A 14,701-nucleotide genomic window follows, 5' to 3' on the forward strand; every position below is an offset into this window, starting at 1 on the left:
ACCGGCGGTAGGCCTCGACCCACCCGCGGGCGGTCACCTGGCCCGGTTCCCGCGGGCGGGACACCCGTCCCGCCCGCGGGACACCCGTCCCGCCCGCGGGACACCCGCACTCGTCCGCGGGACACCCGCGCTCGTCCGGACCACGTGACACGGGGTTCTCGCACCGGACACGATCAGGGACAGGTGATGTCCCGTCCCGGCCTGGTGGCACCGGTCAGGAAGTCGGTGACGACCCGATCACCGCACGCGTTGCCGTTGGCCACGTAGGCGCCGTGACCGCCGGACTCGACGACGACCATCCGCGCGCGGTCGCCGAGGGCTGCACGCATGCGCAGGGCGCCGGTGAGCGGCGTGGCCGGGTCACGGCGGTTCTGGACCAGGAGGACGTCGCCCGGGCCGTCGGCGGTCACCAGGGTCGGGCGCTCGGCCGGCCGGCGGGGCCAGAAGGCGCAGGGCTGGACGTTCGCCGGCATGCCGTCGGTCAGCGGGTGGGCCGCCCGGTCACGCGCGACGTCGCCCGCGTAGTCGTGCCCGGGGCCCGGCCACGCCACGTCGTTGCACGCGGTGGCGACCTGCGCGGAGACCAGGTTCTGGAACTGGTCGGCCGGCGGCGCGGGGATGGGCGGCACCGGCCCTCCGGTCAGCGCCGCCCGCAGGAACGCGGCCGACTGCGGGAACGAGGCGTCCGCGTAGAGCGAGTTGAACACGACGGCGCGCAGCGTGGCGCCGGTGAGGTCGGGTCGCGGGTCCCGGTCGAGCTCACCGGCCAGGCGCAGGTAGGTGGCGCGCACGGCCGCGGGCGTCGAGCCGAGGCCGTAGCTCGCGTCACGGGCGGCGGCCCACGCGGCGAAGTCGGGGAAGCGGTCCTCCGCCCCGACGGCGAAGTTGGCCAGCCAGCCGCGGGCCACCCGGCGCGGATCGGGATCGCCGCTGCTGTCGAGCACGACCCGGTCGGTGCGCCGGGGGAACATCGTCGCGTACACCGCGCCCACGTAGGTCCCGTACGAGGTGCCCCAGACGGACAACCGCGACTCGCCGAGCGCCCGGCGGATCCGGTCGACGTCCCTGGCTTCGTTGCGGGTGGTGATGCTCCGGAGCACCGCGCCGCCGTTGCGGGCGCACGCCTGCGCGATCCGCTCGGCACGCCCGGTCGCGGCGGAGATGTCGCCGCCGGGCCCCGGCCACGGCAGGAACGCGGTCGGCTCGACGTCACGCGGCTCCAGGCCGCACGAGACCGGTGCGCTGTGCCCGACCCCGCGCGGGTCGAACCCGACCAGGTCGTACCGGTCGAGCACCTCTCGCGGCAGCCGCAGGCCGTGCGTGGTCGGTCGGGCCAGGCCGGCGCTGCCGGGGCCGCCCGGGATCAACAGCAGCACCCCTCGGCGCAACTCCGGCCTCGCGGTGCGGATGCGCGACACGGCGAGCGGGATCCGCTCCCCGCCGGGCTGCCGGTAGTCCAGCGGCACCCGCGCGGTCGCGCACTCCTGCCGGGGGTCCACCGGTCCCGCCGAGGCCGGGCAGGGCTTCCACGCCACGGCGGGCTCGCTCGCCGCCGCCACCGGCGTCACGAGCCCGGCCAACACCACCAACGTCATCGTGCCGAGGGTTCTCTTCATGACGTCAGGATTCACAACTCCGCACCCGACGCCCATCCGGTCGGCCACCGGCCGGGGGTGGGGCCTGCCACACCACCGAAAAGACGAATGTCCGGTGTGGACGGATTCGTCCACACCGGACAGTCGGCCTCTCGGCGGAGGCTGTCGGCCTACGCGCGGTGCGGGCGGTTCAGGGGCGTCGCCTTCGGAGCCGTCGCCTGCCCACGCGTGACCTGTCCGCGGGTGGACGCCGAAGCGGTCGACGACGGCGGCGGGTCGTAGTAGAAGGTGCCCACGACGTCCACCAGGATGTGGGTCGAGCCGTAGTTGTTGTAGACGTGGAACCCGTACTCGGGGCCGATCATGGTCTGCACGGCGTTGGGCACGATCGCACCGACGGCGGGGTTGAGGTTGGACGTGTTGGGGCGGCCCACCCCGGAGTAGCCCGCCGGCCACACCGTCAGGAAGGTGGGCGCGGTCGGCTGAACGGCGGTGACGTTGGTGGCCAGTGCCCAGACGTCGTCGGCCGCGAGGGGGTCGGGCGCGACGATCGTCGCGGTGGTGGCGGTGCCGAGCGCGGACGGCCAGCCCTGACCCGCGCGGGTGTCGGCGATCCGGCTGGGCACGGTGGGTTCGAAGCGCAACCCGCCCGACAGCGAGCTGTCGTCGTAGAAGCCGACGATGTCCACGATGACGTGGGCGTCCTGGCTGGTGTACACGCCGATGGACGGCGTGCCCCTACCGCTGCCGCAGTCGGCGCACGGGATGCTGAGCACGACCGCGAAGTTCGTCACGGTGCTGCCGGCCCCGTAGTTCAACGTGGACGTGTCCGGCAGGCTGGGGCCGTAGCCGCTCCACGCGGTGAGGAAGCCCGCGGCGTGCGTCTCGGTGGCCGTGATGTTGACCGCGAAGGCGCGGATCCTCGGGTTGGTCTCGGCGTCCCACGACGCGGACACGTTGACGTAGTGGTCCGCCGGGAGCCGGCCGATGCCCCACTCGCGGGTGTCGGCCAGGCGCACCGGGCTCGCCAGCGGGTGGTACTGCCCGCCCACGACCGTGCTGCAGCAGGCGCGGCCCTTGGAGTAGTAGCCGTTGACGTCCGCGATGAGGTGGACGGGCGCGCCGTGGTTGTAGAGGTTGACCGCGCCGTCCGCGCCCACCTTCACCGTGACCGAGTTCGCACCGGTCCACCCCGCCGTGTAGTTCAGCGAGGAGGCGGTCGGGCGGGTCACACCGGTCGGGTACAGGGAGACGTAGCCCGGGCCGGAGGGCTCGGTGACGGTCACGTTGAGCACGACGGTCGACGCCTCGACCGGCACCCCGCCCTGGCCGGTCAGCTGCAGGCGCAGCGTCTGGCCCGAGTCGACCATGGCCCGCGGCGCGCCCTTGCCGGCGCGGGTGTCCAGCACGCGGGAGGGCGAGAGCGGGTAGTAGGTGCCCCGGTCGCCCCGCGCGTCGTAGCCCTCCAGCGACAGCAGGCGCCTGACCTTGCCCCCGGCGGAGTCCTCCAGGAGGGTCAGCGACGCCGTCTGCGCACCGACCGCGGTGGCCGTCGGCGTGACGGTCAACGCGCACCTCTGACCGTAGGAGAGGGTGTTGCCCGAGCAGGTGTTCGCCGTGATCTGGAAGGCGGTGGGGTTCGGGCCCGTCAGCGACGCCGCGCCGAAGGTCGTCGGCAGGGTGCCGTTCACCTCGACCGGGACCTGCATCGACGTTCCCGGCTCACCCCACGGCTGCCGCCCGAACTGCAGGCGGTAGTCCCAGCTGTCGGTGGCCCGGTAGCCCACGCTGGACTGGAACCTGATCTCGCCCCTGGCGGTTTGGCTCGTACCGTTGCAGTTCATCGAGTAGTCGGCCGCGAACGCGGTGAACTGGCCGTTGCTCTCGTCGTAGACGGCCTCGTGGACGTTGATCGTGCCCGAGGTCGCCGCCGCTCCCTCGCACCCCTGCCCGTCGCCGCCGATGTTGAACACCGTGATCGAGTCCGACGTGTAGTAGCCGGTCTTCGCCGGGTACGACCGGCCCGCCTCGAACCGCGTCCCGTTCGGCGGAGACAGGTTGAAGCTGTGGTGGTGGCCGGTGGTGGACGCCATCATCGACAACGCGTACCCGTTGGCGTTCTGCTGGAAGACGTTCACCGTGCTCCGGGATCTCTCGTACGAGAAGCTCCCGTCGATGTAACCCCAGCCCTCGAAGTGCACCGAGAGGGCCGTGTACGGCGCGGCGGGCGGCTCCGCGGCCGCGGCGGCGGGCGCCCCGGCCACCAGTGTCGTCGCGACAAGAAGCGCGGCGGCGCAGGCTCCAGCGCCACGGAAAGTGCGCAAACCATCCCCCAGGTCACAGTGGCCGCGACTACAGGAATCCCCGTGTCCCGCGCAGGATAAGCATCCACGCCGGTGCACGGCAACAAACTTCGGAACTCTCCCCCGTTCCTCGGTCGACGGCACGGAATAGCGTTGAATGCTGACCGAATGCGCGCGCCCGCACCGGAATGCGTCACCGTTGTCAGCGGTGTCCAGTAAGGTCACGATCCGTGAACCCGCCGACGCACGGGGACGAGACGGGCACAGGACTCTCGCGGCGAACGGTGACCCTGGCCGGTGGCCTCGTCGCCTTGACGGCAGGCGGGTTCCTGGCGCTGTCGGACGTCCGCAGGCCACCCGCCCTGCCGCCGGCCGTCTCGCCCGACCTGGAGAACCTGCCGGTGGCGGACGTGCCCGCGCCGACGGACCGGCCGGTGGAGGTCGTGTACTGCGCGGGGTGGGACTCCGGCGCGCGTGCCCCGGTGTCGCCGATGTCCGAGTCGGTCGCACGCGCCCAGGACGCCGCGGGCGGCCAGTACGCGGTGGTCCTGCTCGTCGACGGGACGGCGCGGGTGGTGGTGGAGGTGTGCTGGTCGGAGCACCACGCCGAGCTGTGGCACGTCGACGCCGACGGTCGCAGGTACCGGGGCGTCGCGTACCGGCGTTGGCCGGATGATCGGTTGCGGCTGTTCGAGGTCCGCAGCTGGAACCACGCCGGGTCGGGCGCACCGGAGTTCGACGGCGACCGGCCGACGTTCCGGGCCCGGGTCCGCCGTGACGCGACCGGGGTGATCGGGACGATCGGGATCACCGCCGTGCAATCCGACGGCAGCACGCTGCAGACCTCGCGCGACTGGTCGGACTGGCCGGAGCCGGCGCAGCCGCCCGAGGAGGTCGCCGTGCCGGCGGTCGACGGCTGGCCGGGCCTCGCCGGGATGACCGGCCCCGCGACCGTCCGCTCCGGGCCCGCGGTCGTGCCCGCCGAGTTCCCGTGGCGCCCACCGCGACCGCTGCAGCCGCGCCACATCACCGAGACCGTCACCGACGGCGCGCGGTTCCGCACGGAGGACGGCCGCACCCTGACCGTCCGGCGGACCCCGGTGGGCACGATCCGGTTGCCCAGCGGCAGGTTGGTGGTCGCGGACCCCGCCTGGCTCGACGACGGCGCCACGCCGCTGGCCGCGACGGCGCCGCCCGGCGAGTACCCGGTGGACGTGTTCCGGGTGGCGGAGGACGGGGCGGCGCACACAGCCACGACCGTCGCGTGCCGGGTGAGGATCACGGACGCGCCCGTCGCCTCGTGGCACCTGGCACTGCTCGACGGAGACCACGAGCTGGCGCTGGGCGACGGCGAGTTCTCCGGCAACCCGGTCGACACGGCGACCCTCTCGCTGGTCGACCACACCGGCGTGACGGCTCACCAGGAGGCCGAGATCGAGGCGGCCATGAGCGGCGACGACCCGTACAACACCCTGTCCGCCGAGGGCGTCGACCTGGTCGTCGTGAAGGGCTGGAGCGACGGCGCGAACCCCGTGTGGCTCGGCCGCACCGAGGACGGCGCGCTCGGCTGTTACGTCCTCGACTTCCTCGCACCCGACCTGGCCACCGCCCGACCTGTTTGACAGACCGGGCGCGCCCTCGGTGTGAAGCGATTCTTCGCCGCCCTTCGTGTCGGGCCCGTCGCAACGAGTAGTTGAGGAATCAATCAGCTTGATGACGCGTTCCACGGGCGTGAAGAAAATCGGATTCCTGTCCTTCGGGCACTGGTCCGACGGGCCGCACTCGCGCACCAGGTCGGCGTCGGACGCGCTCTTGCAGGCCGTCGACCTCGCCGTGGCCGCCGAGGAGCTCGGCGCGGACGGCGCCTACTTCCGGGTGCACCACTTCGCCAGGCAGCTGGCCTCGCCGTTCCCGCTGCTGGCCGCGATCGGCGCCCGGACCGAGCGCATCGAGATCGGCACCGGCGTGATCGACATGCGCTACGAGAACCCGATGTACATGGCCGAGGACGCCGGCGCGGCGGACCTCATCTCGGGCGGCAGGCTCCAGCTCGGCATCTCCCGGGGGTCGCCGGAGCAGGTGATCGACGGGTGGCGCTACTTCGGCTACCGCCCCGCCGAGGGCGACACAGAAGCCGACATGGCCCGCAAGCACGCCGAAGTGCTGCTGACGGTCCTGGAGGGCGAGGGCTTCGCCCAGCCCAACCCGCGCCCGATGTTCCCCAACCCGCCGGGGCTGCTGCGCGTCGAACCGCACTCGCCGGGGCTGCGGGAGCGGATCTGGTGGGGCGCCGGCTCCAACGGCACCGCGGTCTGGGCGGCGGAGCAGGGCATGAACCTGATGAGCTCGACCCTGAAGAACGACGAGGGCGGCGCGCCGTTCCACGTCCAGCAGGCCGAGCAGATCCGGGCGTTCCGCAAGGCCTGGTCGGAAGCCGGGTGGTCGCGCGAGCCGCGCGTCTCGGTCTCGCGCAGCATCTTCGCGCTCACCACCGACCTCGACCGCGCCTACTTCGGCGACGACGGCGGCAGCACCGACAAGATCGGCTACCTCGACGCCGACACCAGGGCCGTCTTCGGCCGCACCTACGCCGCCGAACCCGACGCCCTGGTCGAGCAGCTGGCCGGGGACGAGGCCATCGCCGAGGCCGACACGCTGCTGCTGACCGTGCCCAACCAGCTCGGCGTCGACTACAACGCCCACCTGCTAGACAACGTCCTCACCCACGTCGCCCCGGCCCTCGGCTGGCGCTGACCCCGGCGGTCAGCCCGCGCGGTAGCGGGCCAGGACGTCCTCGCGGAGCAGCGCGCCGAACCCGGCCGCCTGCAGGCGCAGGCCCAGCTGCGACTCGGTGAGGCGCAGGGCGTTCGCGGCGGTCGGGAGGTGCCAGTGGTGGGCCGCCAGGGTGGTCAGCAGGTGACCTCGGCGGATCTGGGCCTCCGAGAGGCGGAAGGTCTTCAGGTACGCCGTCCGACCGTCGCGGGCGGTGATCAGCTCGCCGATGTGGTTCTCCTCCTTGAGGCGGAACGTCGGCAGGAAGCGGGACAGCGTGTAGTCGCCCATCCGGTACACGCGGCTCATCGCGTAGCTCTCGCCCAGCAGCCCGGCGGCCATCGTCAGGTCGTGGAACCGGGCCCACTCCGCCCGCTCCCGGACCGCCGCCGCACGCAGGTCGGCCAGCGACGCCACGTCATCCGGCAGTCGCACGTCGAACCGGGGCGCGGGCGTCGTCAGGGTCGCGTAGTAGTGGATCAGCTCGCCGTACATGTCCTGCACGAGGGTGGTGTGCAGCGCCCGGTAGTCGTCCGGGTGCGGGACGACGAACGCCGCCGCCAACGCGTCGGCCACGTAGACCAGCACGCCGCACTGGCCCGGGTGGATCTCGAAGTGCTTCAGCGCGTCCGCCAGGCCCTCGACCTCGGCGCCCGCGTACGCCTCCTCCACGCGCGGCGACAGGCCGCGGCGGATGGCCCGCTGCGACCACTCCTCCCACACCACCTCCGGGCCGCCGAAGTGCAGCGCCAGGTACCCCTCGACCGCCACGTGCAGGGGCAGGAACCGCAAGCGGTTGCGCTCGACCCGGCGTGCCATCCGGCGGTGGAAGCGCAGCCGCATGCCGTGCGCCGGCGGCTCGGCGCCCGCGGTGCCCCGCTTCAGCTGCGTGCCGTACGTCGCGACCGGGGTGTCGTCGTCGGTCCACGTCGCCACGAAACCGTGCGGGATGTAGGACGCGTAGTGCGTGCGCGGGCCCACCTCGACCAGGGCCGGGTCGTCCCCGTAGGCGCGGTCGTGCAGCCGCAGCCCGGTGATCGGCTCGTCCCGCGTCAGCGGCACGAGCCGGACGCCGCCCCACACCTGCGCCGCACGCGTGGTCAGCCCGGTCAGGTCGAGCTCCACGTCACCCCTCCTCCAGGAACTGGGCCACCCGGGCGTCGAAGTGCGCCCGCAGGTCGGCGATTCCGGTCCGCCCCTCGGTGAACCGGGCGAACTCGACCAGGGCGGGCACGTCCTCCGCGTCGCGCACGCCGACCGTCGGCACCGACCGGGCGAGCCGCTTCACGTCGAACTCGTCCGCGTCGTACACCGGGTTGAGGTGCACCGCGACGACCCGGCGCTCCGGGTCGAGCTTCGCCCGCCACACCCGCAACACCTCCGACGCGAGCCCGTACGGCGCGTTGTCCCAGCCGTCGGACACGATCAGCAGCCGGTCCGGCGCGTGCTCCAGCGCGTCGAGCACCCGCTCGCCCAGCGGCGTCATGCCGTACGGGCGGGCCAGCAGGGCGTCGGTGCGCCCCGACGTCCACAACGGGACGTACTCGGCCGCCAGCTCCGCCAGCAGGTGGTGGCACGCCAGCGCGACCGCCAACGGCCGACGGCGCTTCTGCGCGGAGCCGAACGCCGAGAAGCTGTCGTCCAGCACGGCCGCGACCCGACCCCACCCGCCCGCGGCCCGCCCGGCGGCCCGGACCGCCGCCGCGCGCAGCGCGCCGGTCAGCTCACCGCGCCGTTCGACCCTCTCCGGCACCGGCAGGGACAGGACGTAGGAGGCCAGGCGCGTCAGCGGCATCGACCCGAGGTCGACCGCCACCGCGGCCTTGCCGCGACGCGCGGACTCCTGCAGCCGGAACCGCTCCAGCCTGGTCATCCGGGGCTCGATGCGCTTGAGGAACGTCGCCCGGTCGATCCCGTGCTTCGCGGCGAACCCCTCGGCCACCGTGTACGGCAGCTCGTACACCGACGCCTGCTCGTAGTGCGCGCGCCGCCACGTCTCCAGCAGCGGGGTGTCGTACCGGCGGTGGTGGCCGGTCGTGAACAGGAACGGGCCCAGTTCGCCGTCCGGCGCGACGTGCGCGTGCCGCAGCGCCCCCTTCAGGGCGGTGCGGTACTTGACGGCGTCGAACGCCGGGTCGGACCGGGCCGCGACCCACTCGCGGATGATCGCGCGGGTGCGCCGGTTGTTCACCCGCGCCCGCCGCAACGCGCGGAAGAGGTCGTACACGCGTTGCGGCGGCAGCGCGCGCAACCGTCGGGCGATCAGCCGGCCCTCGACCCGCCGCTGGCCGGCGGTCGCGTCGCCGGTGGTCTCCAGCAGCTTGCGGACGATCAACGCGGCGTTGTGGTCGTTGACGTCCAGCGCGAGCGCCGCGGCGTACAGGTCGCGGTAGTTGCCGATCACGTAGTCGTGCAGGAAGTCCAGCGACAACCGCTGGTCGTCGGCGCGGCCGTGGAACTCGCGCTGGGACGTGGACGTCGTCGCCGCGTTGATGAACATCATCATGTCGTCGGCGGTGAGGGCGTCCATGGGTCTGCTCCGGGAGAGGTGTCGGGGCCGGCCGGGGAATGGGGGCACGAGCAGCGAATCATCGCTTCAGAGGCGGGTTCCGGAAGTCGCACCGGAGTCCCGCGGCCGGCCGGCGAACTGTAGCAACCACGTGGCCGGATCCGCCGGGAATATCGCCGGCGGCCTCGACGAGCGGTTCGGCCCACCGGCCGTCGCGCGGAGGGGTCGAGGGCGCGCAGCCGCAGCAGGGGGGCGGGCCGGCACGCGGTGGAGGCCGACGACCCGGGCGTGCCGGCCGGGATCCCGGTGTGACGGGGTGACCCGCCGCCGCACCGGTTCGGGCGGCCGTGCAGCAGAACGGGGGTCTGCCGCGTTCGATGATCGACCGCAAGTGTCGACCGGCGACGTGTCGTCGGTTCACCCTGGAGGGCTGATGATCTACAGACGGGCTCTGCTCGCCGCGGCCGTCGCCGCCGGCGTGGTGGCCCCGGCCACCGTGGACGCGCCGGGTGCTGTCGCGGCGCCCGGCACGCCGTTCACGCCGCCGGGGCCGACCGTGACGCTGCTGACCGGGGACGAGGTCACGCTCGGTGGCCCGGACGGGGCGAAGGTGAGTCCGGCCGAGGGCCGCGAGCACCTCACGTTCCACATCCGCACGGACGTCGAAGGCGACATCCACGTGATCCCGGAGGACGCGGCGCCGGCGCTGGCGCGCGGGAAGCTCGACCCCCGGCTGTTCGACGTCACCGAGCTGGCCCGCACCGGCTACGACGACGCGTCCCGGGACCGGCTGCCGCTGATCGTGGACCACCAGGGCGCCACCCCGCGTGCGGCGGGCGCCCTGGTCAGCCGCGAACTGCCGGCCATGGGCGCCGCCGCCGTCTCGGTCGAGCGGTCGACCGCCTATTGGGCCACCGCGCAGCAGGCCGAGCGGGTCTGGCTCGACGGGCCGGTCCGCGCGAGCGTCGAGCAGTCGGCGCCGCAGATCGGCGCGCCGGACGCGTGGGCCGCCGGCCACACCGGGCAGGGCACGACGGTCGCCGTGCTGGACACCGGGATCGACGCCACCCACCCGGACCTGTCGGACGCGGTCGTCGACGAGCGGAACTTCACCGACAGCGACACCGCCGACGACCGGCACGGCCACGGCACGCACGTCGCCTCGACCATCACCGGCAACGGCGCGAAGCACCGGGGCGTGGCGCCCGACGCCGAGCTGCTCAACGGCAAGGTCCTCGACGACTACGGCAACGGCCTGGAGTCCTGGATCATCGCGGGCATGGAGTGGGCCGCGAGCAGCGGCGCCGACGTGGTCAACCTGAGCCTCGGCAGCAACTCGCCGAGCGACGGCGCCGACCCGATGTCCCGGGCGCTCGACCGGATCACGGCCGGGACGGGCGTGCTGTTCGTGGTCGCCGCCGGCAACGACGGCCCCACCGCCGGGACGATCGGCAGCCCCGGCGCGGCCGACGCCGCGCTGACCGTCGGCGCGGTCGACCGGGACGACCGGCTCGCCGACTTCTCCGGTCGCGGGCCCCGCCCGCGGGACGGCGCGGTCAAACCCGAGATCACCGCGCCGGGCGTGGGCATCGTCGCCGCCAAGGCGAAGAACGGCCGCATCGGCATCCCCGCCGGTGACGGTTACGTCGCCCTGTCCGGCACGTCGATGGCCACGCCGCACGTCGCGGGCGCCGCCGCCGTCCTCGCCGGCCGGCACCCCGACTGGCGGGCGGAGCAGCTCAAGGCCGGGCTGGTCGGCAGCGCCAGGCCGAACGACACGTCGACCGTCGCGGAACAGGGCGCGGGCCGGGTCGACGTGGCCGCCGCCACCACGGCCGCGGTGTCCGCGTCGCCCGCGAGCATCGCCAACGGCATCGCCCGGTGGCCGCACGACGACGACCAGCCGATCAGGACGACCCTGACCTACACCAACACCGGAACCGAGCCGGTCACGCTCGACCTCACGACCAGCGGAGCGCCGTTCACGGTCGAACCCGCTCGGCTGACCGTGCCGGCCGGTGGTCGGGCCGGTGCGACCGTCACCACGGACACCAGGGGCGACTCGGCCGAGAAAGTCCACAGTGGACTGGTCGTCGCCGCCGGCGACGGGCGGTCGGTCCGCACGCCGATCTCGGTGAACCGCGAAGCGGAGAGCTACGACGTGACGGTGAAGTTCGTCGGCTTCGACGGCGCGCCGACCGACCTCTACACGGCGCGGCTCATCGACGTCGACAACCCCAGGGAGATCCCTCTCTACGACTCGTCCGGCACCGCCAGGACGCGGCTGCCGAAGGGCGAGTACTACTTCGACGCCACGATCGCGTTGCCGATCCCGGAGCTGCGCGACTTCCGCACCGCCGAGTTCGTGGAGCCTGCGCTGGACCTGACCCGGGACGTCGAACTCGTCCTCGACGCGCGCGAGGCCAGGCAGGTCGGCTTCGACCTCGACAACCCGGACGCGAAGCCCGGCAACGGCAAGGTCGTGTTCCAGCGCGAGACCGCGTGGGGCGGCATCAAGGCGACGCAGTACCTGATGCGCGTCGGCGGCCCCGAGTTGGGCGCGGTGAGGCCGGCCACCACCAGGAGCGACGCGTTCACGTTCACCGTGGAGCAGCGCCTGGCCGAGCGGGACGGCGAGTCGTTCACCGGTTCGTCCCTCTACCACGTCCGGCACGCGGAGAAGGGCACCGTGCCGCAGGCGCTGCGGTGGCGTTATCGCGACCGGCAGTTCGCGAAGGTGCGTTCGGAGCACGCGGTGGCCACCTCCGGCAGGACCGGTCTGCGGGAGTCGTTCCTCCCGCTCCCGCTGCCCGGCACGCTGACCGAGTACTACACGCCGAACGTGCCGTGGGACGGCGAGTTCACCGAGCTCGCCGAGTCGGGTCAGGCGGTGTCGAGCGTGTACCAGGTCGAGCCGAGGAGCTTCCCGCTCGACCGCACGACCGCGGAACGCTGGAACGCCGGCGTGTTCGGGCCGTCGCTGCCACGAGGGCTGCACGGCCCGGCCGACTTCGCCGCCCGGGTCGGCGACCGCTTCAGCGTGGCCGTGCCGACGGCCACCGACCAGGGCCGGGGCCGGATGAACTTCAGCCTCGACGTGGCGGGGACCACGACGCTCCTGCGTGACCGCCGGGTGATCGGCGAGCACCCGTACGACGGCCTCGGCTGGTTCGACGCCGTGCCGGAGCGGGCGACCTACACCCTGCGCACCACCACGACCCGGCCGTCGGACCGGTTGTCCACCGCGATCAGCGCGGAGTGGACGTTCACGTCCGAGCGCAGCGGCGAGGAGGCGGTCGCGCTACCGCTGTCGGCCGTGCGGTTCGCGCCCGACCTGGACCACCGCAACGCCGCGCCGGCCGGGAAGCGGTTCACGATCCCGGTGTACGTCCAGCGCAACGGGAGCAGCTCGGTCGGCGGGGTCTCGACGCCGGTCGTCGAGGTGTCCTACGACGACGGCGCGACGTGGCGACCGGCGGCGGTGCGGCGTGATCACGGCGGCTGGCGGGCGACCGTCGACCACCCGGTCGGCGCGGAGTTCGTGTCACTGCGGTCGAGCATCGCCGATGCCGACGGCAACAGCCAGCGCCAGACGATCACCAGGGCGTACGCGCTGAAGTAGCGGACGCCACGGCACCGGGCCGGCCGGCGCTGGTACTCGGCTACCAGCGCCGGCGCGGTGGTCGGTCCTCGACCTGTCCGACCTCTGAACTCGGGAGTGCCGGTTCTTCGGTCTCCGGTGGCCGGTTGCTAGCGTGACGCGGTGTCTGAGCGAGAGCACACCGGGCGGATCCTCGACGGCCGGTTCGAGCTGCTGGAGAGGTTGGGCAGCGGTGGGATGGGCACGGTCTGGCGTGCCCTCGACCTGGGGCTGCACCGCGAGGTGGCCATCAAGGAGGTCCGACCGGCCGACGCCGACCAGATCGACAGCGATCCCGCGACGGCCGCCCAGCTGCGGGAGCGCGTGCTGCGCGAGTCCCGTGCGCTCGCCCGTTTGCAGCACCCGAACGTCGTGTCGATCTACCAGATCATCGAGTCGGCCGACTCACCGTACCCGTGGATCGTCATGGAGCTGGTCCGCGGCACGTCCCTCGACGCGCGGCTGGCCGACGGCGTGCTCAGCCCGAGCGATGCGGCGAGGATCGGGCGGGACGTGCTCGCGGCGCTGCGCTCGGCCCACTCCGCGGGCGTGATGCACCGCGACGTCAAGCCGGGCAACGTGCTGCTGCGGACCGACGGCAGCGCCGTGCTCACCGACTTCGGCATCGCCGCCCTCCAGGGCTCGACCCAGCTCACCGCGACCGGCGACGTCATCGGGTCGCCGGAGTACATCGCGCCGGAGCGGCTGCGCGGCGACGAGACGCACACCGCGTCGGACTTCTGGTCGCTCGCGATGCTGCTGTACGTGGCCGTCGAGGGCTACCACCCGATGCGCCGCGCGTCCACGATGGCGACCCTCGCCGCGGTGATGACCGAGCCGGTGCCGCCGCCGCGACGTGCGGGCGCCCTCGCACCCGCGCTCAACGCCGCCCTGCGCAACGACCCGGCCGAACGACCTACCGGCGAGGTGCTGGACCAGATGTTCGCGGCGGCCGAGCGCGACTCGCTCCCGCCCCTGGGACCTCCCACGCCGGTGGGGTTCGCCGTCCCGGGGCCGCCGAGCGGTCCCCAGGCGCCGCTGCACCACCCCCAGTGGGCGACGCCGACGCCCACGCCGGTCAGCGGGCCGCAGCACCACGGCTACCAGCAGTCCTACCCCACCCCGCTGCCCAGGAAGACGCGGAGTCGGACGGGCTCCGTGGTGCTCTCCCTGGTCGGGGTGGCGCTGGTCGTCGCGACCACGCTGCTGGTGGTCCACCTGTCCGACAAGGACACCTCGGCGAAGTCACCCACCGGCACGTCGACGGCCCTGACCACCGGGCAGGACGTCGGCCTGCCCGGCGGCTCGCCGACCACGGCGGGCACCGCGGCGAAGGTCGACCTGCTCACGCCGGCCGGCGCGCGGGAAGCGGTCGCCGCCCTCGGCGGGGTGATGGGCGGCACGATGGTGTCCGAGCTGACGCTGTGGCCGGACCACGCCACGGCCGTCGCCCCGACCGCGGCGGTCGCGAACGGCTTCGACGACTTCGAGTACCAGGGCGGCAAGGCGACCAGGAAGGGCGCGGACGGCGTGGACGCCGACCGCCCGGTGATCGACCTGAACCAGGTGAACTGGGACGCCATCCCCGCGCTGCTCGACCAGGCGAACAAGGAACTCGGCGTCCCGCAGCCGACCCTGCGGTACCTGATCGTCGACAGCGACATCATCGACAAGACGCCGTCGATCAAGGTGTACCTGATCGACGCCTACGGCGGCGTGTTCCTGGAGGCGAACCTGAAGGGCGAGGTGCAGAAGACCTACCCTCGCGGCAAGTGACGCCCCGTCGCCGGGCGGCTCCGGGAGTCGCCGCCCCGTGAGGACGCCGTCGGGCGATGCCGAGCATCGCGATTCAGGAGGACCAGGTCTCCATGGGCTGGTCCGC

Annotated in this window: 8 protein-coding genes; 4 read left to right on the forward strand and 4 right to left on the reverse strand. The window is 73.3% G+C overall.

The genetic code is table 11. The features are described from left to right. Positions 1 to 173 precede the first annotated feature (173 nt). Positions 174 to 1,616, reverse strand: coding sequence for an alpha/beta hydrolase (locus AB0H12_RS04415; protein ID WP_499620749.1), 1,443 nt, complete (start codon positions 1,614 to 1,616; stop codon positions 174 to 176). A 149-nt stretch (positions 1,617 to 1,765) separates the two neighbouring features. Next, positions 1,766 to 3,859 (reverse strand): hypothetical protein, encoded by a 2,094-nt coding sequence (locus AB0H12_RS04420; protein ID WP_499620751.1) that lies wholly within the window; start codon positions 3,857 to 3,859, stop codon positions 1,766 to 1,768. Positions 3,860 to 4,128: 269 nt separating this feature from the next. Here AB0H12_RS04420 and AB0H12_RS04425 point away from each other — a divergent pair, with 269 nt between their 5' ends. Together AB0H12_RS04425 and AB0H12_RS04430 are read left to right on the forward strand one after the other, a co-directional pair. Next, positions 4,129 to 5,520, forward strand: a complete 1,392-nt coding sequence (locus AB0H12_RS04425; protein WP_499620752.1) for a DUF4241 domain-containing protein — start codon at positions 4,129 to 4,131, stop codon at positions 5,518 to 5,520. Positions 5,521 to 5,629: 109 nt separating this feature from the next. Continuing rightward, positions 5,630 to 6,652, forward strand: coding sequence for an LLM class flavin-dependent oxidoreductase (locus AB0H12_RS04430; protein WP_499620814.1), 1,023 nt, complete (start codon positions 5,630 to 5,632; stop codon positions 6,650 to 6,652). Positions 6,653 to 6,661: 9 nt separating this feature from the next. On the opposite strand, the gene AB0H12_RS04435 is transcribed toward AB0H12_RS04430, so the two are convergent. Further along, positions 6,662 to 7,795, reverse strand: a complete 1,134-nt coding sequence (locus AB0H12_RS04435) for an ARPP-2 domain-containing protein (protein WP_499620754.1) — start codon at positions 7,793 to 7,795, stop codon at positions 6,662 to 6,664. A gap of 1 nt (position 7,796) precedes the next feature. Beyond that, positions 7,797 to 9,200, reverse strand: coding sequence for a hypothetical protein (locus AB0H12_RS04440; RefSeq protein ID WP_499620755.1), 1,404 nt, complete (start codon positions 9,198 to 9,200; stop codon positions 7,797 to 7,799). A 412-nt stretch (positions 9,201 to 9,612) separates the two neighbouring features. On the opposite strand from AB0H12_RS04440, the gene AB0H12_RS04445 reads away from it, so the two are divergent. Next, entirely contained in the window at positions 9,613 to 12,801 is a 3,189-nt protein-coding gene (locus AB0H12_RS04445) for a S8 family serine peptidase (protein ID WP_499620757.1), read from the forward strand. 141 nt (positions 12,802 to 12,942) lie between these two features. Continuing rightward, on the forward strand, positions 12,943 to 14,595 hold the full coding sequence (locus AB0H12_RS04450; RefSeq protein WP_499620759.1) for a serine/threonine-protein kinase: 1,653 nt from the start codon (positions 12,943 to 12,945) through the stop codon (positions 14,593 to 14,595). Positions 14,596 to 14,701: the final 106 nt, after the last annotated feature.

It is taken from the genome of Actinosynnema sp. NPDC023794 (assembly GCF_040639675.1).
Taxonomy (GTDB): domain Bacteria; phylum Actinomycetota; class Actinomycetes; order Mycobacteriales; family Pseudonocardiaceae; genus Actinosynnema; species Actinosynnema luteola.